The sequence below is a fragment of the Actinomycetota bacterium genome (assembly GCA_014360655.1).
GTDB lineage: Bacteria > Actinomycetota > Geothermincolia > Geothermincolales > RBG-13-55-18 > JACIXC01.
In genome coordinates, this window is the sequence record JACIXC010000006.1 from 1 (window position 1) to 19960 (window position 19960).

The 19960-nt window shown below is 64.7% G+C and carries 16 protein-coding genes and 1 tRNA gene; 11 read left to right on the forward strand and 6 right to left on the reverse strand.

The window, feature by feature from the left end; all coding sequences use genetic code 11:
- Positions 1-617: 617 nt before the first annotated feature.
- The 3 genes from H5T73_05705 (at position 618) to H5T73_05715 (ending at position 2871) form a co-directional block, all read left to right on the forward strand.
- Positions 618-1100: a zinc ribbon domain-containing protein gene (locus H5T73_05705; protein ID MBC7247255.1), complete on the forward strand. Its 483-nt coding sequence runs from the start codon at positions 618-620 to the stop codon at positions 1098-1100.
- 162 nt (positions 1101-1262) lie between these two features.
- Positions 1263-1985: a zinc ribbon domain-containing protein gene (locus tag H5T73_05710; GenBank protein MBC7247256.1), complete on the forward strand. Its 723-nt coding sequence runs from the start codon at positions 1263-1265 to the stop codon at positions 1983-1985.
- Positions 1986-2199: 214 nt separating this feature from the next.
- Entirely contained in the window at positions 2200-2871 is a 672-nt protein-coding gene (locus H5T73_05715) for a hypothetical protein (protein MBC7247257.1), read from the forward strand.
- Positions 2872-3041: 170 nt separating this feature from the next.
- Here the strand turns inward: H5T73_05715 and H5T73_05720 are convergent, their stop codons facing one another.
- Positions 3042-3530, reverse strand: a complete 489-nt coding sequence (locus H5T73_05720) for a metallophosphoesterase (GenBank protein ID MBC7247258.1) — start codon at positions 3528-3530, stop codon at positions 3042-3044.
- Positions 3531-3765: 235 nt separating this feature from the next.
- Between H5T73_05720 and H5T73_05725 the strand changes: the two genes are divergently transcribed.
- The 4 genes from H5T73_05725 to H5T73_05740 all read left to right on the forward strand — a co-directional run bounded on the left by H5T73_05725 (position 3766) and on the right by H5T73_05740 (position 8650).
- Positions 3766-4365, forward strand: coding sequence for a 5-formyltetrahydrofolate cyclo-ligase (locus tag H5T73_05725; protein ID MBC7247259.1), 600 nt, complete (start codon positions 3766-3768; stop codon positions 4363-4365).
- 147 nt (positions 4366-4512) lie between these two features.
- Positions 4513-5787, forward strand: a complete 1275-nt coding sequence (locus H5T73_05730) for an Nramp family divalent metal transporter (protein ID MBC7247260.1) — start codon at positions 4513-4515, stop codon at positions 5785-5787.
- Positions 5788-5865: 78 nt separating this feature from the next.
- Entirely contained in the window at positions 5866-6441 is a 576-nt protein-coding gene (locus H5T73_05735; protein MBC7247261.1) for a hypothetical protein, read from the forward strand.
- 289 nt (positions 6442-6730) lie between these two features.
- Positions 6731-8650 (forward strand): PKD domain-containing protein, encoded by a 1920-nt coding sequence (locus H5T73_05740; GenBank protein ID MBC7247262.1) that lies wholly within the window; start codon positions 6731-6733, stop codon positions 8648-8650.
- 163 nt (positions 8651-8813) lie between these two features.
- Here H5T73_05740 and H5T73_05745 read toward each other — a convergent pair whose 3' ends face one another.
- Together H5T73_05745 and H5T73_05750 are read right to left on the reverse strand one after the other, a co-directional pair.
- On the reverse strand, positions 8814-9929 hold the full coding sequence (locus H5T73_05745; protein ID MBC7247263.1) for a fructose 1,6-bisphosphatase: 1116 nt from the start codon (positions 9927-9929) through the stop codon (positions 8814-8816).
- On the reverse strand, positions 9926-10237 hold the full coding sequence (locus tag H5T73_05750) for a hypothetical protein (protein ID MBC7247264.1): 312 nt from the start codon (positions 10235-10237) through the stop codon (positions 9926-9928). The genes H5T73_05745 and H5T73_05750 overlap by 4 nt, the downstream gene beginning before the upstream one ends.
- A gap of 43 nt (positions 10238-10280) precedes the next feature.
- On the opposite strand from H5T73_05750, the gene H5T73_05755 reads away from it, so the two are divergent.
- The gene (locus tag H5T73_05755; protein ID MBC7247265.1) at positions 10281-12986 is read left to right on the forward strand and encodes a cation-translocating P-type ATPase; all 2706 of its coding nucleotides are present in this window, start codon (positions 10281-10283) and stop codon (positions 12984-12986) included.
- A 213-nt stretch (positions 12987-13199) separates the two neighbouring features.
- Here H5T73_05755 and H5T73_05760 read toward each other — a convergent pair whose 3' ends face one another.
- The 3 genes from H5T73_05760 to H5T73_05770 all read right to left on the reverse strand — a co-directional run bounded on the left by H5T73_05760 (position 13200) and on the right by H5T73_05770 (position 16441).
- Positions 13200-14879 carry a putative glycoside hydrolase gene (locus H5T73_05760; GenBank protein ID MBC7247266.1) on the reverse strand — a complete coding sequence of 560 codons (1680 nt, stop codon included), beginning with the start codon at positions 14877-14879 and terminating at the stop codon, positions 13200-13202.
- Between the two features lie 33 nt (positions 14880-14912).
- On the reverse strand, positions 14913-16058 hold the full coding sequence (locus H5T73_05765) for a polysaccharide deacetylase family protein (GenBank protein MBC7247267.1): 1146 nt from the start codon (positions 16056-16058) through the stop codon (positions 14913-14915).
- Positions 16059-16207: 149 nt separating this feature from the next.
- The gene (locus H5T73_05770) at positions 16208-16441 is read right to left on the reverse strand and encodes an Lrp/AsnC ligand binding domain-containing protein (GenBank protein MBC7247268.1); all 234 of its coding nucleotides are present in this window, start codon (positions 16439-16441) and stop codon (positions 16208-16210) included.
- Between the two features lie 347 nt (positions 16442-16788).
- On the opposite strand from H5T73_05770, the gene H5T73_05775 reads away from it, so the two are divergent.
- The 3 genes from H5T73_05775 (at position 16789) to H5T73_05785 (ending at position 19809) form a co-directional block, all read left to right on the forward strand.
- A tRNA-Ala gene (locus tag H5T73_05775) sits at positions 16789-16863 on the forward strand.
- 435 nt (positions 16864-17298) lie between these two features.
- Complete coding sequence (locus tag H5T73_05780) at positions 17299-18354, forward strand: NAD(P)-dependent oxidoreductase (GenBank protein MBC7247269.1); 1056 nt, start codon at positions 17299-17301, stop codon at positions 18352-18354.
- Between the two features lie 3 nt (positions 18355-18357).
- Positions 18358-19809: a hypothetical protein gene (locus H5T73_05785; protein ID MBC7247270.1), complete on the forward strand. Its 1452-nt coding sequence runs from the start codon at positions 18358-18360 to the stop codon at positions 19807-19809.
- Positions 19810-19960 lie beyond the last annotated feature (151 nt).

Sequence of the window (19960 nt, forward strand, 5' to 3'; positions counted from 1 at the left end):
CGGCCTTGGTCGGGTGGAAATATGGAGGCCGCTTGCGATGTCCCTCGCCCGACCCCCGGACCCGGCCTTGGTGGGTGGTTCAGTAAAGGCTCGCTGCGACCGACCCGGTCGTTCCCGGCCTTGGTCGGGTGGAAATATGGAGGCCGCTTGCGATGTCCCTCGCCCGACCCCCGGACCCGGCCTTGGTGGGTGATTCAGTAAAGGCTCGCTGCGACCGACCCGGTCGTTCCCCCGGGAAGGTTGGGTGGAAATACGTCCTCCTTCCGACGGCCGGGCCGGGGCTCGTGCTCGCTCCGCGACGCGCGGCCTCGCGATGGTTTCTCCTTTTAATGCAGGTGCTCAATCCATGCAAGGGTTTACCATATACCTTCCTGGTCCGGAGGCCGCTTGCGATGTCCCTCGCCCGACCCCCGGACCCGGCCTTGGTGGGTGGTTCAGTAAAGGCTCGCTGCGACCGACCCGGTCGTTCCCGGCCTTGGTGGTTGCGTGTAAGGAGGCCGGGCCGCCGGCTCGGGGTAACGGTTCATGCGGTATCGACCTCCTGGATGTTCTATAATTACGGGGAGGATGGTCGCGGGAAGGGAAGAAGATAAGACGTGAGGAACGAGGTGGGTTGAATGGGATTTTTTGACAAGTTGAAGGAACAGGCATCCAGTATCGGTGCCCAGCTGGACCAGGCACTTGACGGCACCAAGCAGAAATCACAGCTGAACTCCATGCGCAAGCAGAGGGAGGGGATGGTGGCGCAACTGGGGGAGGCCCTCCTGAACCAGTTCAGGGAGGGGCAGGTCAACGCGGAGGCGCTGCGTTCCCAGGTGGAACAGGTGTTCGACCTGGAACGCGAGATGATAGAGCTGGAGAGGCAGATAGAGGCCCAGAAGCAGGCGGCAGCCCAGGCGCAGGCGGCCGCCCAGGCCCAGCCGCAGGCCGGGGCACCGGCTCCCGCGGCGACGGCCGCTCCGCCCCCGCCCCCGCCGACGGCCGCTCCGCCCCCGCCCCCGCCGTCTCCCGCGGCGGCGTCCACGGCCTGTCCGTCCTGCGGGAGCGAGATCCCGGAAGGATCGGCCTTCTGTCCCAACTGCGGGAACAGGATAGCCTGAGGGATAGCGGAAGAAGCGAGGAAACCGCTTACCCGCGAGAAGCGTCTCAAGGTGGGAAGGGCAGGAAGCGCCGGAGGTACTGGCAGGTCCCCTCCCCGAAGGTGCGAAGGTTGAGCCGGGGGAGGACACGGGCGATGGGACGCTGGCGAGAGGAGGTATCGGTTGCGCTGTCCCAACTGCGGTTACGATAACCCCGAGGGTCGCCGCTACTGCGAGGAGTGCGGCGAGAAGATAGCGCGCCTGGAGGCGGAGAAGGCGCGGGCGCGCCGCAAGGCCCTGCGCGAGGCCGCGCGCCTGCGTCTGGAGCTGGAAAAAGAGGGACTGAGCCGGGAGGAGGTGGAACGGCGCCTGCGCAGGGCGAGGCGCCGCACCACCCCCATGATGGGCGTTCTCCTCCTGCTGGGACTGGTGGTCCTGGCGGTGGTGCTGATCGTTGTCCTCTCCGGCGGCGAAAGCGAGCCCGAGAAGGCGGTCAAGGCCTTTTACCAGTCCATAAAGGACAAGGACGTCCTCACCTACCTCAAGCATACCGAGCCTGACGTGTTCAAGATGGCCAGGAGCGGCGAGTACCAGCCGGATCCGTACACGGAAGGGATAGACTACGACTACTACGTGCTGGAGGACCTGCGCACCCGGCTGGTGAGGGAGGAGGGGGAGTACGCCGAGGTCGAGGTCACGGGCGGTTTTTTCGAGGGCTTTTACGACAACGGCGTCAACAGCGGAGGCGTGGATTTCGGGCAACACCCCCGCCTGGTGAAGCTGGTGAAGGTGGAGGGAACCTGGATCGTGCAGGAATACGCCACCGCCAAGCTTCCCTATCCCGTGGAGGAACTGGGCCCCGCCGGGCCGGAATTCCCCGAGGCGGAGGAGGGGGAGGGCGGCTGACATCCAGGCTCCCTTACCCTATACTGGTGAGGATTGCGCTGTAGCGGTGGGGACGCCGCGGGCGTCGGCGCGCCGGTGGCGGGAAGCGCGCCTGCTCGTCCCGCCGCGGGATGGCCCGTGGGCTTGCCGCGGCCGAGCGGTACGGGCGGGACGGACGCCGGCATCGGGAGCGCCGGCGACGTCGGCGCCGTGGAACCGGCCCGGGAGGTAGCTCTTGAGACGCGAGGGTTTACTTGAGCGGAAGGCCGCCGTACGGCGGCGAAAGGCGGGGTGGCGAAAGATCGCCGTATACCTGGCCGCCGCCGTTCTGTTGCTGCTCGCCGCGGGATGCGGGTGGCAGAGCGGGGCCTCTTTCCTGGACGAGTTCGACCCCCAGGACACGAGCCCGGTGGCTGCCGTGAAGAAATGGTTCAGGTCCATGGAGTGGAGGGAGAACGAGGACGGCGTCCGCAACCCCGACAACGGGCGCGATTTCGCGCTCTTCCTGCAGGTGGTTAACCCGGATACGCTCCTGGACAGCAACGGCCAGTTCATCGGGCTCGAGCAGTTGAAGTCCCTGGAGGAAAGGTGGAACTCCAAGGACTGGGAGGTGGAGTTCAAGGAGGTCCGGCTGGAGGAAGGGAGCGTGAGCGGGGACGAGGCGGTGGTCAAGATCGTCGGCGGAGGCATCCGTTACATCGGCAAGGACATGTTCGGTACCGTCGAGTACAAGATGGACAGCTTCGGCGACAAGGAGGGCGAGGTCCGCCTGCGCTGGTACGAGGACCCTGCCAACGATCCCCTCCTCCACGTGGAGGGCTTTCAGGACATCGCCGGCAAGGGGCGCTGGGTGGTCCTGGGGGGGCTCGACCTCTCGGAGAAGGAAAGCTGGGGGGTGGCGCCCTGAGGGCCCCGGGAGGCGTCCGCTGCTCGGGCACGGAGAGGTAATGCCCCGGCTTTAAGCCCCGGTTCCCGGGGACCGCATGTCTGCTGTTCCAGCCGCACCCCTTCAGCGAGAACGATGAGAACGATAAGATATATGTTCTAAACGGGAACCACGAATGCGCAACACGTGGACTAATCCAGCCACACCACTTCCGCGTCCAAGCGTCCGCCGTCGACGACGATGACGGCGTAGGAAAGGCGCTTGGAGAAACGCCGGTCGTTGGGGGTCCCCGGGTTCACCAGGAGCACCCCCCTTCTCTCCTCCACCAGCGCCGCGTGGGTGTGCCCGAAGACCACCACGTCCACCCCGGAGAAGCGGGAAAGCACCCTCCGCTCTATTCCCAACGGGGGACCCCATCCGTGGGTCAACCCGATGAGCTTCCCCTCCACCTCCACCACCCTCTGCTCGGGGAGTACGGCCTTCACGGCCGGGTAGTCCATGTTGCCCGCCACCGCGACCACCGGCGCCAGCCCGCGCAACTCCTCCAGCACGGGAAGGTCTACCAGGTCCCCGGCGTGCAGGACGAGGTCCGCTCCCCGCATGGCATCCAGCAGCGCCGGGGGCAGCTCGCTTCCCACCTTCGGGATATGGGTGTCGGAAACGACAACCACCCTTTGCATTTCCCGTACCGCCTCCTTTCGCGTGCTCCTCCCGTCGTGCAAACTACGCCATGCCTTTGCGCCGTCGCCCTCCGCCGACCACGCTCCCACTTATCGTTGGCCGCCTCCCCTCCTCCCGGGAAGCGGGGCCCGCGCCGCGCCCTTCACGCCTTGCTTGCTTTCGACCCCGCCTTAAATATTATAATCTTGCCGCGGGCCTGGACCCGCTCGTTTCCGCGGACCGAGGGAGAAAAGGATGATCCACAAGAGGAAGAAGGAACTGCGCAAAAAGGTCCAGGAACTGCGTGACGCCCTGCCGCTCGAAAAGAGGGAGGAGCTCTCCGCGCGCATCGCCGAGAACCTTTGGTCGGTGCCGGAATTCGCCGCGGCGGAGACGGTGCTCTTCTTCATCTCCTTCCGCAGCGAGGTGAACACCCTGCCCATGATCGAGCGCGCCCTGGCGGAGGGCAAGCGTGTCTGCGTGCCCTGCACCGACATGAACGACAAGTCCATGACGGCCTCCCGGCTGCGCGACATCTCGCGGGACCTCCAGTTGGGAAATTATGACATCCTGGAGCCACGGCCGGAATGCCTTGACCCCGTGCCCGCGGACGAGATCGACGTCGTGCTCATGCCCGGGGTGGCCTTTGACCTCACGGGAGGGAGGCTGGGGTACGGGGGCGGCTATTATGATCGATTCCTGGAGAAATGCAACCCTCGCTGCCTGCTGGTGGCCCTTGCCTTCGAGCTGCAGGTAGTGGAGCACGTGCCCTGCGCGGACCACGATCACCACATCCACAAGATCGTCACCGAGAGCCGGGTGATCGACTGCCCGGCGTCATGCGCCCTGCACTGAGGAGCCGGCCCCGACGCGGCCTTCGTGACGCCCGGATGGAAGGATTTCCCCGCGTTGTTTTCCCGCTTTACCCCGTGAGGTATAATCAACCAGGACTTTCATCGAAGCATCCTGAAAGCAGGGGTGATAAAGGGTTGGAGGAGAGTCATGCCCGGCAGGCAGGGGCGCCCGGGAAGGCGGCTGGGCCGCAGGGAGATCCTCATCTTCCTGGCCGTGCTGGGCCCCGGCATCATCGTCAACATGGTGGACACCGATGCCGGGGGCATCGCCACCTACTCCGTTTCCGGCGCCCGCTACGGGTATAACCTCCTCTGGGTCCTCACCGTAACCGCGGTATTCCTCGCCCTCATCCAGGAGATGATCGTACGCCTGGGCACCGTGACCGGCAAGGGGCTGGCCGCCTTGCTCAGGGAACGTTTTTCCCTGCGCATCACGGCCTTACTCATGCTGGCCCTGCTTTTCACCAACTTCGCCAACACCGTTTCCAACTTCGCCGGACTGGCAGCCAGCCTGCAGCTCTTCCACCTTCCGCCCCTCATCGCCATACCCCCCCTTGCCTTTGCCGTGTGGTGGCTGGTGGTCAAGGGGACCTACAAGAGGGTGGAAAAGGTCTTCCTGGTGGTCAGCCTGGTGTACATCGCCTATTTCATCTCCGCCCTCATGGCCAGGCCGGACTGGTCGGAAGTGGGGCGATCCCTGGTGGTGCCCCGTTTCAGCATGGAAACCTCATACCTTGTGCTCGCGGTGACCAACATCGGGACCACCATCGCCCCGTGGATGCTCTTCTACCAGCAGTCGTCCATCGTGGACAAGGGGCTGGACGCCGAAAAGATGGCCTACGAGCGGGCCGACACCCTGGTGGGCGTGTTCTTCGCGGTGGTGGTGGGGATGTTCATCATCATCTGTTGCGCGGCGGCGTTCTACTACAAGCCCGGGATCGGGGCGTTCAGCATCACCTCGGCCGAGGAAGCAGCAGCCGGACTGGCGCCGGTGGCGGGAAAATACGCCTCCTACCTGTTCGGTTTCGGCCTCTTCGCCGCCTCCCTTTTCGCCGCGTCCATACTGCCGCTGACCACCGCATACACGGTTTGCGAGGCGTTCGGGTGGGAAGCCACCCTGGACCGCCCCTACCGCGAGGCGTCACAGTTCTACCTCACCTACACCCTGTTTATTGCCGGCAGCGCCCTGCTGGTGATGATCCCCCGCATCAACCTGGTGCTCATCATGGTCGCCTCGCAGACCCTGAACGGGGTGCTCCTTCCCGTGATAGTCACTTTCATGATGATCATGGCCAACGATCGCGAGCTTATGGGAGAATATGCCAACAGCTCGCGTTTTAACGCGGTCATGTGGTTGGTGCTCGCCGTTCTCTATGCCATTAACCTGGCCATGATCGTTTCCACCTTTCTTCCGTCCGGCTGAGGGAGGTGAAGGAAACGGCCGCGTTGCGCTGGAAACCTTCACCGAGGAGTTCTTCCTTCTCGAGGAGGGGGTGATGGCTTGAAGGAAGACGACCACTTCATGCTGGCGTCCCTGCTCAAGCGCGAGGTGAGGGACGCGGAGGACCGCGAGGTGGGACACCTGGAGGACCTGGCCTTCGACATGGGCGCCAGCCCGCCGGTGGCCACGGGTATCGCCGTGCACCTCGCGTGGACCGACCGTATCGGGAACCTAGTGCTCCCCCGCCCGGTGGAGGACATCGTGCTTCTCCTTCCCTGGGAAGAGCTGGAATCCATCGATGACGAGGCCTTCCGCCTGCGTCACGCCCACCCCGACTTCGAGGTGGTTTCCAGCGAGGGGAGACTGCTGCTGCGGCGGGACGTCCTGAACAAGCAGATCGTGGACGAGGAGGGCAACCGCCTGCAACGCGTGGACGCGGTGATCCTGAAGAGGGAGGGTATCCTGCTCTTCCTTGAGGGGCTCCAGGTGGGGATGGAATGGTTTCCGGCCGGGAAAAGGCTGCAGAAGCTGGTCGGCAAGCTGCGCCGCCGTTACAACCGCGCGGGAGAGGTGAACGTGATACCCTACGAGGCCATCCTCAGCGTGGACGAGGAGGCCGTGGTCATAAGGGTTTAGCGTTCAAGCCCCGTCGCGGTTGCCCGCGGATGTAACGCCTCCGGGTAGCGGCGGGAGGACCCGCGGCCGGTTGCGGCGCATCGCGTGCGCGGCATGGCCGCATTGATGCGGCTTGTCCGGCTGTGATAGATTACCCTTGGGCGTTCGCTCCCGTGAAACGGCGCGCAAGGGAGGGAAGCGCGGGAGCAGGGAGATACGGGACGGCGCAATCAGGTTTGCTTGCAAAAACCGCCGGAAAGACATGGGGGAGGGGGATGCGGTGATGGTTCGTCTTCTCAAGAAACGCGGCATGCTTACTTCCTGTGGCAAATCGTTCTCCCTGGCTCTCGTCATTTTTCTCACCTTCGCCTTGCTCGCGCCCTTCGCGGTAGCGAACGCCGGGGTCGTGGCGGCATCCAACCACCGCCCGGTGGCCCGCATATCGGCACCCGCGGAGGCGCTGCAGGGGGAACGGGTGGAGCTGGACGGCACCGCGAGCTCGGACGCGGACGGCGACGCCCTTACCTACCGGTGGTCGCTTGCGGGCAGGCCGGCGGGCAGCGCTGCGGTGATGGAGGAGGCCTCCTCGCCGAAACCCTGGTTCGTCGCCGACGCGGAGGGGCGCTACCTCGTGACCCTGGTGGTGAGCGACGGGAAGCGTGCAAGCCGGCCGGCGACGGCGGAGATCGAGGTTTTATTCGGCCGCCTGTCAAACCCCGTATCGGATGACGACTACCGCCCGCTGGCGCGTTACGGAAGATCGTACCTGGCGCAGAACGGTGCGGGAAAGAAACTTCTCTACCTGGAGGGAAACGCGCGCGAGAGGGGTTACGCCACCGGTTTCCTGTGTCCCCGCTCCGTGCACCGCATGACCCACGATTTCGTCACCAACATCGTGGGGGAGATGCTGCCGACGGTGGGCATCGATCTCGATCCGAAGGTGCTCGGAGAGTTGCTGAGGCTGCTGTGGCCCCTTCTACAGGTGGTGGCGACGGCCAACATGGACGCCGTTCCCGCGGAGTTCCTGGAGGAGATGCGGGGCATCTCGGAAGGTTGCCGGAGAAAAGGATATGATGTCACCTTCCTCGACGTCCTCACCCTCAACCTTGGATTCGACGTGCTGGAGAGCATCTTCGTGTCTTTCGCCGCCCTCTTCTGCAATGAGTTCGCGGTGGCGGGAGGGGCTACGCGCGGTGGGCGGCTGTATCACGGCAGGGATTTCATGTTTCCCACCGGAGGGGGCGTTTTCTCCGACGAGGCCTTGCTCATAGTGCAGAAGCCGGACAGCGGTTATCCTTTCATCGCCTCCGCCGCTCCCGGCTTCGTGGGAGTGCCCACCGCCCTGAACTCCCGGGGGGTGAGCTGCGGCATGGACATGGTGGCCTCCGTCCTCGCGCGGCCCATCATAACCGGGGAGGGTTCCCTGCTCCTCTGCCGCAAGGCGGTGCAGTACGGGGAATCCCTCGAGGAGGCGACGTCGCTGATCAGGGACTCCGACCGGGCGGTGCCCTGGCTGTACATGATCGCCGACGGGAAGCAGGGCGAGGCCGTGGTGCTCGAGACCACGGCCGCGAGCCTCCTCCCCCCGGCGGAGCGGAGCAAAGCGTTTCTGAGTCGCCTCGTCGCGGGCATCCTGCGGGTCCTCTTTCCCTGGCTCGAGGCGAACGGCGCGGGGGCCGGCGCCTCCTCCGGCCGCTCGTGGGAGGCGGCGGTCCCGAACGGCGGTGATGTGCGGGCCCTCCTGGACGGCAAGAACGAGGTCCGTGACCAGCGGGGGGTCATGGTCAGGGGGATGGAATACGTGGATCCTTCGTGGCTGGCCGACTTCATCTCTTACATGGAAAGATTTGGCAACACCGCGATGGGAAAGATCCTTCCCCTGCAGGATGAGAGATACCCGGACCTGGTGGCCATGACCAACCATTACGTCCTCCCCTGGAAGGCCGTCACCTATCCCTCCACGGGTTCGAAGAAGGATGATTCCCTGTGGAGATACGAGACCATGCTCGCCCTGCTGCTGCAGGCCCACGGGAAGATCGACCGTACGAGGGCCATGTGGATCATCGATTTCCTCAACCCCGCCCGCTGCGACTATTACGGGACCGATACCTCGCAGGCCGTCAGGGGGCACCACGTGCTCATGGACAATACGGGCAGGGAGATGTGGTCGCTGCACGGTTACTACGACGAGGCCTGGGCCCACGCGGACCTGGACGATTTTATCAGGTGAGCGCGCAAAGAGCCGGGCCAGCGCGGCCGGAACGCGCCCCGGTCACGCGGAAAGAGAGGAGGGCCGCCTCGCGCGGCCCTCTCATCGTCAAGTCCGTGAGGTGTTCGGACTCCGGTAGCGGGTAACCGGGAAGGAGATCCCCCGGCTCCTCCGCGTCTCGTTCTCAGTGGTCCCTCTCGTCTCCCACCAGCGGGATGAAGCGGTCCTTGAGCTTCTCCACCACCGCCGGCATGGTGGTGTACTCCATCTCGTCCAGGGGCAGGCGGTGCGGCTCGAAGGGACCGTGGCGGCGCAGGTAATCGGCGATGTCCAGGGCCTGGCGCCGCGCGTTGTCGTAGCTGGGGTCGGCGAACATGTCCCGCGGGCCCACCAGCCTGCCGTCCTTGAGCTGGAAGCCCAGGGCCACCACCCGCGGAGGCCCGTCGAAACGCGTGGGGGTGTCCCACTGCGAGCCCACCGGCATGAAGGGACCGTGGTGGCTGCCGCGCATCCAGCCGGCGACCGTGTAGGGGAAGGCGAAGGGCTCCAGCACCTCGCCCACCGCGGGGAGCCCGCTCTGGCAACGCACCGCCATAACCGGGTCGTCCTTGCCCACGTAGCGCCCCGCCATGAGGAAGAGGCGCTGCGTGGAGGTGACCGCGACCGGCTCGTCGTCGCCCTTGCGGAAGACGTGCTTTATCACGTAGCGCGAGGGTGCGCCGATGAAAACGAGCATGTCGTAGAGTTCCTCGGGACAGCTGAAGACGATCTTCTTCTCCTCGATGAGGTCGTGCACCTCGAAGCGGAATCCGTCGTGCATGGAAGGGTCGATGACCAGCCCGGCGGTGTTGAAGGGGTCGGCGAACATCTTGTAGAGGGGGAAGTTCCAGGAGCCGGGCTCCGTCTTGTCCGCCAGGAAGCAGATGACCGGCTCCGACTTGCGCTCCTCGAACTCCATCTCCGCAAAACCGGGGCCCATGCCGCGCAGGTTGCCCGAGAAGGCGTCGGTGAGAAGGTCCTGGCCCGCGCCGTACTGGCCCAGCTCCTTGGCGATCTCGGTGATGGCCTCGAAGGTGTTCCAGGCGAAGCGGTGGATCTCCTCGTTGTCGGGCCCCTTGTCGTGGGTCATGATGAGGGCTATGTCGTCGCCGCACTTGGCCTGGCAGTAGTCGATGAGCAGCCCCTTCTCCTTGGCCTCCGCCAGTGCTTCCCTCGCCTTGCTGAGCATGGCCGGATGGACGTCGGAGTGACCGACGTATCCTCCCACGTCCGCCTTGATTATGCTCAAAGTCACCTTCATGCCGATACCTCCTTCTTAACTCCTGTAACCATCTTCTTGTCTCCCCTTATCTCTCTCGCCTCTCTTCTCGGATCTCCGACCACGCGGACGCGGAGAGCTGTTCCGCGGAAGTCCCTCCGCCCGCCGGCTTCCCTTGTCGATATTACAGGCCGGCTTCCCGTCCGCGCAACCGCATGCGGACACACGTCAACTGGCGGCCGACAAACATTATCAGTAATATCGTTGTCGGTGACAACAACCGGCGACACCGCCGGCGGACGTGCAGCATCGGCGCCCGGGACCGGCGCGGTGTCCTCGGTTACCGCCACCCACCCATCTACTATTAATACCCTGCCAGGGGGGAGGTGAAACTTGCAGGTCGAGCGGGGCAGCGTGCGATGGCACCGGCTGGATGCGGCCGAGGCGGCAGAGCTCCTGGGCAGCGATCCCGTGCGGGGTATCGGCGAGGCAGAGGCGGAAGCGAGGTTGCGCCGGTACGGTCACAACAGGTTCCGCGAGGAGAGGCCCGCCCGTCCCCTCGTCCTGCTGCTGAGGCAGTTCCAGGACTTCATGATCTACGTCCTCATCGCGGCCGCGGCCGTCTCCGGGTTCCTCCTGGGGGAGCTGCTCGATGCCGCGGTGATCATGTTCATAGTGGCGGCCAACGCCGTGCTGGGTTTCGTGCAGGAGTACCGGGCGGAGAAGGCCCTGGAGAGCCTGCGGCGGCTGAGCGCCCCCACCGCCAGGGTGGTCCGCGGTGGGAGGGAGAGGGTGATACCGGCACGCGACCTCGTGCCCGGGGACCTCGTTCTCCTGGAGGCCGGCGACCGCGTGGCGGCGGACGCGCGGGTCCTGGAAGCCCACGGCCTGCAGGTCGACGAGGCGTCCCTGACGGGGGAATCCACGGGCATGGACAAGAACGCCGCGGCGCTTCCCGGCGAGGATATACCGATCGGGGACCGCAATAACATGGTCTTCGCGGGTACCCATGTCGTGCACGGACGGGGATCCGCCCTGGTGGTGGAGACGGGAAGGTACAGCGAGCTGGGGCGCATAGCGGAGATGATAGGCGAGGCGGAGGAGGAGATGACGCCGCTGCAGCGCGAGCTGGCCAGGACGGGGAAGAGGATCGCACTCCTCTGCCTGGCCACCTGCGCCGTGATCTTCCTCCTCAACCTGTGGCGCGGGCACGAGTGGTCGGAGGTGTTTCTCTTCTCGGTGAGCCTCGCGGTGGCCGCCATACCCGAGGGCCTGCCCGCCATCGTCACCGTGGCCATGGCCCTTGGCGTGCGGCGCATGGCGGAGAGGAACGCGCTGCTGCGGAGGCTTCCCGCCGTGGAAACGCTGGGCTGCGCCGACGTCATCTGCACGGACAAGACGGGGACCCTCACCCTCAACCGGATGGAGGTGCGGGAGATCCGTCCCCCGTACGGCCGCGCGGTGGAGATAGGAGACCTCCGCGAGGGCGATGAAGCCCTGCGAGCGGCCGCCTGGCCCGTACTGGCCACGGCCGTTCTCTGCAACGACGCCCGCGAGCAGGAGGGGGAGTTCATGGGGGAGGCCACCGAGGCCGGCCTGCTGCGCGCCGCCCGCGATCTCGCCTTCCCGCGGGAAGAGGTCGCACGCCTGCTGCCCCGCCGGGAGGAGATCCCCTTCGAAAGCGAGCGCAAGATGATGAGCACCGTTCACGCCGTGGAGGAACCCGGCGAAGCCGCCCTCTTCTTCCCCCCTCCCGTCCCGCCCTACATCCTCCTCGCCAAGGGGGCGCCCGAAGCCATCCTGCGCCGCTGCAGCAGGGTACTGACGCCAGGGGGTATCCATGACCTTTCCGGGGAGCAGCGCGCGCGCTTCATGGAGGAGGCGGAGGCCATGGCACGGCGTTCCCTGCGCACCCTGGCTTTCGCCTGCCGGCCCCTGCCGGACATGCAGGGAGAGCAGCCTCCGGGCGAGCTGGAAAGCGACCTCGTTTACCTGGGGATGGTGGGGATGATGGACCCGCCGCGGCCCGAGGTGCGGGAGGCGCTGGAGAAATGCCGCCGCGCGCACATACAGGTGGTGATGATAACGGGCGACCATCCCGCCACCGCCCGGGCCATCGCGGAGGAGCTGGGCATCCTGTCGCCCGGCAAGGAGCTGGTGAGCGGGGAGGAACTGGCGCGCATGAGCGACGGGGAGCTGGCGGATAGGGTGGAGAGGATCGCGGTCTACGCCCGCGTTTCCCCGGCGGACAAGGTTAAGATAGTGCGCGCCTGGAAGGCGAAGGGCAGGACGGTGGCCATGACCGGAGACGGGGTGAACGACGCCCCGGCCCTGAAGAACGCGGACATAGGCGTGGCCATGGGCATCACCGGTACCGACGTGAGCAAGGAGGCTTCGGACATGGTGCTCGCCGACGACAACTTCGCCACCGTCGTGGGAGCGGTGGAGCAGGGGAGGATCATCTACGACAACCTGAAGAAGTTCATATATTTCCTCCTCTCCTGCAACATGAGCGAGGTGGTCGCCATGTTCCTGGGCATGCTGGTCACATCGGTATCCCCCCTGCGCGCGGTACAGGTACTGTGGATGAACCTGGTGACCGACGGCCTGCCCGCCATGGCCCTGGGAGTGGACACCCCCGCACCCGACGTCATGAGCCGCCCTCCGCGCGATCCCGCACAGGGGATCCTTACCTGGCGGAAACAGGTGCACGTGATCATGCAGGGAGCCGTCCTCGCCTCCGGGGCGCTTGCCGCCTTCTTCGTCTCCCGTTACGTGCTCTTCCCGACACGCCTGGACGTGACGCAGACGGTCGTCTTCACCACCCTGGTATTCTCCCAGTTGCTGCACGCCTTCAACGCGCGGTCGGAGACACTTACCTTCGGCGAGATGTCCCATACAGACAACAAGGCCCTCATCGCCGCGCTTCTCGTCTCCGCAGCCATGCAGCTCCTGGTGGTGCTCTCTCCCCCCTTCATGCGCCTTTTCGGGACGGCACGCATGAACGGAGCGGCATGGGGCCTGGCCGTCGCGTGTTCCTTGCTGCCGGTGGTCCTCGCCGACCGCCTCAAGCTGCTGCTGCGCCGCCGCTTCGACTGACGCGCTTTTTGCCACGGGCCGGGGGCGACCCCCGGGGACGGGGGCTCCCGCTGCGATAAGAGCGACAGACCTTGGCGATGAACGGAGATCCGGTGACAAACGCGGTCTGCACTGAAAACATCCCCGCAGATAAGGGGGCCCGGTTTCATCTTCCCGCGGCGCGTCGTGCGCGTGGAGCCGGTTCCCGCTCCCGGGGCATGTCCGTAGGGCGCCCTATGTCTGGGCGGGCTGCAGGGCTTCCTCGGTGAAGGTGCAGTTGGGGTCCCAGAGTAGCCACTCCTTGATCCCCAGCTCGTAACAGGCGCGTATCTGCGCCTGCACCTCGTTCACGCCGTAGTTGATGCGCAGTGAGAAATCCTGCAGCCACGGGCGCAGCTTGCAGGCGGTGCCCTCCAGCTTTTTCTGGAAGTCGACCAGGCTCAGGTAAACGGTGTCATGCGGGTTGGCCTCGGGGTTGCCGATCTTGTACTCCCCCGGGTTGTAATGTGACGGGTAGACCATGGGGCAGAGGTAATCCAGTTGCCGGGCCATGGCGGTGATATCCTGCCCGATGCCCATGGAGCCCTGGTCGGAGGCGGTGAGGCCGAAGACGTCCGCGGAAAGGACCACGCCCATGGGCTTCAGGCCCTCGCGCATGTATCCCAGGAAAGCGACGATGGTTTCCTCCATGGGCCTGCCGTCATTGGCCGGGTAGACGCAGGTCGTGGTGTTGCCGTCGGAGGGAAAACGCACGTAGTCCAGCTGTATTTCCTTGAACCCCTTGCGCGCCGCCTCCTGCGCCAGGCCCAGCAGGTAATCCCACACTTCCCGGTTATAGGGATCCAGCCACTGCCCGTTGCCCCACAGCCCGCCCCCCGCAGAGTGCACCGCCAGGTCCGGACGCTTGGAGGCCACGATGGGGTCCTTGAAGCAGACTATGCGCGCGATGGGGTAGATGTCGTTGTACCAGCACTTGTCCATCACCCTCTCGATATCCACGCCGCCCCTGGTCAGCGGGCTTCCCACCTCCAACCCCAGGGGGACCTGGCTGGGATAGGCCACCCTGCCGCTCTCGTCCTTGACGTCTATCTGCATGCCGTTCAGCTCGCTTTTCTTCACCAGCTCGACCATCTTCTTGAAGAAGGGACGGTCGGCCGCGACCCAGATGGAGACGTGTATGCCCTTGATCTCGGGGGGCGGCGAGGTCTCCACCAGTAGCTCGCGGCGGTTGCCGGCGCCGTCCACGGCCACCAGGGTCACCGAGGAGCGCTCGAAGCGGTCCACCTCGAGGTGGAAGGCACCGTCGGGGCCGACCTTCACCCTGTGCCCGTCCAGGAGGAGTTCCTGCGCGCCCTCGACCTTCCCGTGCAGGACGGTCTTCCCGTCCTCCCTCAGCTCCCACTCGTCCACCTGCAGCACGGGAGGGGTGTTATCCACGCTGAAGCGGGAGGAGGCCTCCGACTTCCCTTTCACCTGCACCTCGAGCGAGTGCTCTCCGTCCGGCAGGGGGACCTCGAGGTGCAGCAGGCTGCCCTCCATGACCGCCTGCCCCGTCACATCCTGCCCGTCCAGCAGTACCGTGAGCTGCTCGAGGCCGACGCCTCCGCGCAGGGAAACTTCCATGCGCACGGGGGAGCCGCTCACGCAGGAGCCCTCCGCCGGCCACAATCCCTTCACGGGGGGCGAGTTCAGGAGCAGGGCGAGTAGGACGACGAGGAAGACGACCGTACCCATGCCCAGGAGGGCCCACACGGCTCGGGGCGTGAGCTTGAGCCTGCGCCGCCGCATGCGTGGCTGGGCGGAGCGGCCGCCCCCGCCAACACGTGCGCCGGTTATCTTGGCGCGTGGGACCAGCCGCGAGCGCAGGCGCCTGCGGGTGAAGATCCTGCTGCCGCCTCTCGGATAATGCGCCATTCGCGTCCCCTTAAACACCCCGGTGTCTTCGGGTCAATAGGTCCTCAGGCGCTTGTTCCCCAGCTTCTCCTTATCCACGCGTTCCTCCATGTGCTTGGGGATGGTGACCGTTGTGGGGTCGCCGTCGCTCACGTAGCGCCTTTCCGGGTTCTCCATGAAATACTGGACCCACGCGTAGAGTCCGCAATCTCCCGTATCCAGCGAGGGGTCGAGGGCCTGGATGCGGGGAAGGCGCAGCGGATCGAAGGAGCGGTCACAGGGGGCGGGGGCCGGATTCGCGCCCACCAGCAGGGAGGCCAGGAAGTCGATCTTCACGCCCTCGTAATCCCCGTACCTGAGGACGTTGTAGTCCTTGGGCTCCGAGCCGTTGGGGAGGGCGATGCTCGTCTGCTGGTATGCCGGCAGGTACCGCTGCACCATGGCGATGTTTCCGGAGAGCTCCTTCAGTATGGTTTCGGTCGAGGCTTCACCCAGGGAAACGTGGTTCATGGTATGGTTGCCGATGTCGTATCCGTGCTCCACGAGATAGGCTAACTTCGTCTCAGCGTACTCCTCCTGCCCGAAGAGCACCGGCAGCACGTAGAAGGTGGCGGTCATGTTGAAGTCGGGATGTTCCCTGGAAAACTCTTCCATGACTCCCACGGCGCAGCGGGGGTCGATCACCAGCTCTCCGTTCTCCTCTATGTAACGGAACTGGCTGGGATCGGAATCGTCGAAGGTTATCACCAGGGGGGTGTATCCCGCCGGAACGGAGATGTTGTTGGTGACCAGGTCCTTGAGGCTGATGCAGCGGTACCCCTGTTCGTAGAGGTACGCGAGGTCGGAGCGGAAGTTTTCCGGTGTGCGCGACCACCTTCCCTCCTCGGCGATGCGGTGGTATTCGAGTATCATCACCGCCCCCAGCTCGTTGACCTTCAGGCGGTGAAGCTCGCTCTCCATGAGGCCCACGGTGCCGGCGAGCTTCTCCTGGAAATCCCCGCCTCCCCCCGAGGAGGCCAGGGCCGCGACCAGGATGACGACCAGGACGGACAGCCCCAGGGATCCCACGAGGATGTAGAAACGCCGGGTGAACTTGAGGCGCTTGCGCGTGCGCCTGCTGCGCGATCTCGCGGGCGAAACGCGCCTCCGTGCATTGCGAGATGCGCTGTCAACCCGCGTCCCGCCTCTCTCCTCCGACATGTTTCCTCCCAGGCCGCCGGATCGTTTGGCCTGCATTTCCTGCAAGAGATTTCTTGCAAGAGTTTACCATCCAGCTCCGCTGAGCACCAATGATATGTGCCGGTTGTGACATGGACGTCGTTCCCGGGCCGCGTGTTCCAACGGGATACCTACGGGATATCCACAACCAGCCGCGTGTCCGTGGCCTGAATGCCCTCCACCCCGTGCAGGCCGCTGATGACCACCTCCGATATGCCGCGGGCGTCGTCGGAGTCGAGCACGGCGATGATGTCGTCGGGCCCTGTGATGCAGTGCACCTCGCTCACCGCCTTCATGCCGGACAACCTGTCGAGCACCTCCCGCAACCTTCCCGGCTCCACCTTGATGAGGACGAAGGCCTTCATGCTCTCACCTCCTGTCTGTCATGGGGTCGCGCCGCGAAAAGGTGTCCCTGTGCCGTGAAAGGTATCCCGTTATTATATTAGCTCAACGCGGGACATGCTTATACCGGAGCATGCTTGCAGAGGACGGGCTCACACCGGATGTCACCTGTTTGCGGTGCCCCGCCCCCGGGCACCGCTGCTCACGGGGCGGTTGCCGGCCCCCTGGCTTGGCCGGTTGAGCTGGTGCCGCCGCGGACGGGCGCCGCTTCGGCGTGGAGCGGCACCGCCTACGCCCTGGAGGACGCCCCCCATGGTATATAATCCCCTTAGGCCGGGCTTTCGTGGAGGAACCCGGCAAAAGTGGACGCGGGGATGTAGCTCAGTGGGAGAGCGCCTGCCTTGCAAGCAGGAGGTCGGCGGTTCGAATCCGCTCATCTCCACCAGGTGGATGACCTGGCCGGGAGGCCTCCCCCTTCCGGCCAGGTTTCTCTTGGCGAGGTTGGGTCCAAAAAGGGGTTATATATTTTTTGGCCTTCTTTTTGGCCTTCCAAAGACAATTTTGAGACCCCCAAAGGCCGCCGATGACGCCTTTCATACATCCCCTGCCTGCCCCTTCCCCGCCTGCCTCGCAACAGTCGAAGATCAAAGGCGTGACCCCGCCCGGGCCTGCTTCCTCGTGATACCGGCCGAATGCCCTTCGCTGCCCCGGAAAGCCGCCCGGTGACCGGCAGTCGGAGCGCCGCGTGCCCGACCGGCGAACATGCCGTTGAGCCTGCGATTGGAATAAGCCGGTTCGAACAGGTATGTTATAATCACCCAGAATCACTCGCGGTAGTATTGCGATTTCATGCCGTTTTGACGTGGGAGAGGATGGCTGGATGAGGGGAGAAACGGGATCGAAGACCGTGATGGTAACCGGGGGCGCCGGTTTCTTCGGGGAATTGCTGAAAAAGAGGTTGCTGGATGAGGGGTATTTCTGCGTCAGCATCGACCTGGTGAAGGACGACTACCGGCACCCCGACCTGGTCTCCGTGCAGGGGGACATCAGGGACGCCTCGCTGCTCGAGGGCATTTTCTCGCAATACGCTTTCGACGCCGTGTTCCACTGCGCGGCGATCCTCGCCCACGCCGTGAAGGACAAGGGTTTCCTGTGGTCCAGCAATGTCGACGGGACAGCCCGCATCGCCGGTCTCGCGGAACGGTACGGGGTACCCCGGGTGATCTTCACCTCCTCCAACTGCCTGTGGGGAAAGAGCTTCGGGCGGCCGGTGAGGGAGGACGACGTGCCGGAACCGGTGGAGGTCTACGGGAAGTCCAAATGGGAGGCGGAAAAGATCCTGCTGGACCACGGCGACTCCTTCAAGGCCGTGATCATCAGGTGCCCGACCATCATCGACTGCGGCCGCCTGGGCCTTCTGGCCATCCTCTTCGACTTCATCCGCGAGGGGCGGAAGGTGTGGGTGGTGGGGGACGGGAGCAACAGGTACCAGTTCATCTATGCACAGGACCTCGCAGACGCCTGCATCAGGTCGCTCGCTTACCCGTCGTCGGCCGTCTTCAACATAGGGTCGGACAACGTCAAGAGCCTGAAGGAGGTCTACCAGTACGTCATAGACAGGGCGGGGACACAGGCGAGGATCGCCCATCTTCCCGAGAGGACCACCCTCCTGCTGATGAGAGCGGCCTATCACCTGAGGTTATCCCCGCTCGGCCCCTACCAGTACCGCATGATCTCCTCCGATTTCGAGTTCGACACCTCGAAGATCAAGAGCGAACTGGGTTGGAGGCCGACCCTGACCAACGAGGAGATGCTCTTCGAGGCATACGATTATTACCGTAGAAACTATGAGGAGATCAAGCGGCGTTCCGGCGTCTCGGCCCACAAGAAGAGCGCGAGCATGGGGATCATCAGGCTCTTGAAATGGATCTCTTGACCCGTGGAAAGGTTATCTGATCACCTCAGGAAGAATTGGCTGGCCTACCTGGTCACCGCTGTCTACGCGCTGTTGCTGGCGCTGGTCATCTCCCGGCACGAGCCCTGGTTCGACGAGGCGCAGTCATGGCTGCTGGCCAGGGACACCAGCCCCATCACCCTGGTGACGAAGTACCTGAGGTACGAGGGCACCCCCGGTCTCTGGCAGCTGACCCTCATGGTCCCCGCCAAGCTGGGCCTGCCCTACGGATCGCTCAAGGTCGTATCATGGATCGTGGCCGTCGCGGGGATCTACGTTTTCACGCGTTTCGCCCCCTTTCCCAATTACGTGAAGGTCATCCTGCCCTTCTCCTTCTTCCTCTTCTACCAGTACGCCGTGGTGGCCAGGAGCTACGTCCTCCTGCCCCTGCTGCTCTTCCTCATCGTCGTCATCTATGACCGCAAGATGGAGAGGATCCCGGCTTTCACCGTCCTGGCCTGCCTGCTGGCCAACGTCTGCACGCAGGGCCTCGTGATGGCCGCGGTCCTCTTCGGGGTGCACCTGCTGGACCTGAGGAAGGCCTGGCCGGAGCTCGACGGGGCGGCACGGAGGAGGCAGGTATATGCCGTGCTCGCCTTCGCCGTCGTCTGCCTGCTGGTCGTGGCGATGATCTTCCCGCCGCGGGACCTGGACTTCCCGGCCTTCAAGTCCGCCGGCATATCCGCCCTCTTCCACTCCCGGACGAAGTGGAAGATGCTCAGCACCTCCCTGACCGGCGTCCCCTTCCTCTCCGCCGCCGTCCTGCTGCTCAGCGCCCTCTGGTTCTGGCGCAGGAGGGTGCTGCTGCTCTACCTGGCCCTGACCCTCGCCCTGCTGGCGACGTTCATCTTCGCCTACGCCAACGTGTGGCACGAGGGCATCCTGCTCCTGGCATGGCTCTTCGTGACGTGGATCAGCTTCCAAGACAGGGAGGAGCGGGCGGCATGGAGCAGGGAATTGCCCACACGCGGGCTCAGGCAGGTGATGTGCGGGGCGCTGGTGGTGGTGGCGATCATCCAGGCGAACTGGTCCTTCAACAGCGCCAGGTATGACTGGTCCTACAAGTACTCCGCCAGCCGCGAGATAGCCGATTACATCAAGGAAAACCACATGGAAGGCGACGTGATCTACGCCAACGGCTGGCATCCCATCTCCATACTCCCTTATTTCAAGCGCAACATCTTCGACAACTACAACGGCAAGGACAACCCCTCGTTCTGGTTCTGGTCCGAGGAAAACAACATGGTCAGGTCGCTCGACCTCATGGTCGCCGATGGCCCCGACTGGATAATCTGGGGGGTGAAGTTCCCGGGGGAGGACATCCTGCCCACCATAGCTGGTTACGAACTCGTGCGCTACTTCGACGGCGCGCTCTACTGGAAATATTACGTATTCCAGAAGGACGCCTTCGCCCTGTACCGCCGGATAGAAACATGACCGATCGCCGAGAATGCGCGCCATGAAGGTCGCGAGGTTTAAAGGAATGCTTGAGCCCTCGACGTGGATGAATCCGCCTGGGCATTGCCCGTCCCCGGACGGCTCTCCTGTTTTCCACTCCGCGCGATCTTATGCACCGGCAAGATTCCGA

Bases quoted from the DNA above. Each gene is read 5' to 3' on its own strand.
- H5T73_05705 (MBC7247255.1), top strand. From the start codon at position 618: ATGGGATTTTTTGACAAGTTGAAGGAACAGGCATCCAGTATCGGTGCC.
- H5T73_05720 (MBC7247258.1), bottom strand. From the start codon at position 3,530: ATGCAAAGGGTGGTTGTCGTTTCCGACACCCATATCCCGAAGGTGGGA.
- H5T73_05725 (MBC7247259.1), top strand. From the start codon at position 3,766: ATGATCCACAAGAGGAAGAAGGAACTGCGCAAAAAGGTCCAGGAACTG.
- H5T73_05730 (MBC7247260.1), top strand. From the start codon at position 4,513: ATGCCCGGCAGGCAGGGGCGCCCGGGAAGGCGGCTGGGCCGCAGGGAG.
- H5T73_05740 (MBC7247262.1), top strand. From the start codon at position 6,731: ATGCTTACTTCCTGTGGCAAATCGTTCTCCCTGGCTCTCGTCATTTTT.
- H5T73_05745 (MBC7247263.1), bottom strand. From the start codon at position 9,929: ATGAAGGTGACTTTGAGCATAATCAAGGCGGACGTGGGAGGATACGTC.
- H5T73_05760 (MBC7247266.1), bottom strand. From the start codon at position 14,879: ATGGCGCATTATCCGAGAGGCGGCAGCAGGATCTTCACCCGCAGGCGC.
- H5T73_05765 (MBC7247267.1), bottom strand. From the start codon at position 16,058: ATGTCGGAGGAGAGAGGCGGGACGCGGGTTGACAGCGCATCTCGCAAT.
- H5T73_05770 (MBC7247268.1), bottom strand. From the start codon at position 16,441: ATGAAGGCCTTCGTCCTCATCAAGGTGGAGCCGGGAAGGTTGCGGGAG.
- H5T73_05780 (MBC7247269.1), top strand. From the start codon at position 17,299: ATGAGGGGAGAAACGGGATCGAAGACCGTGATGGTAACCGGGGGCGCC.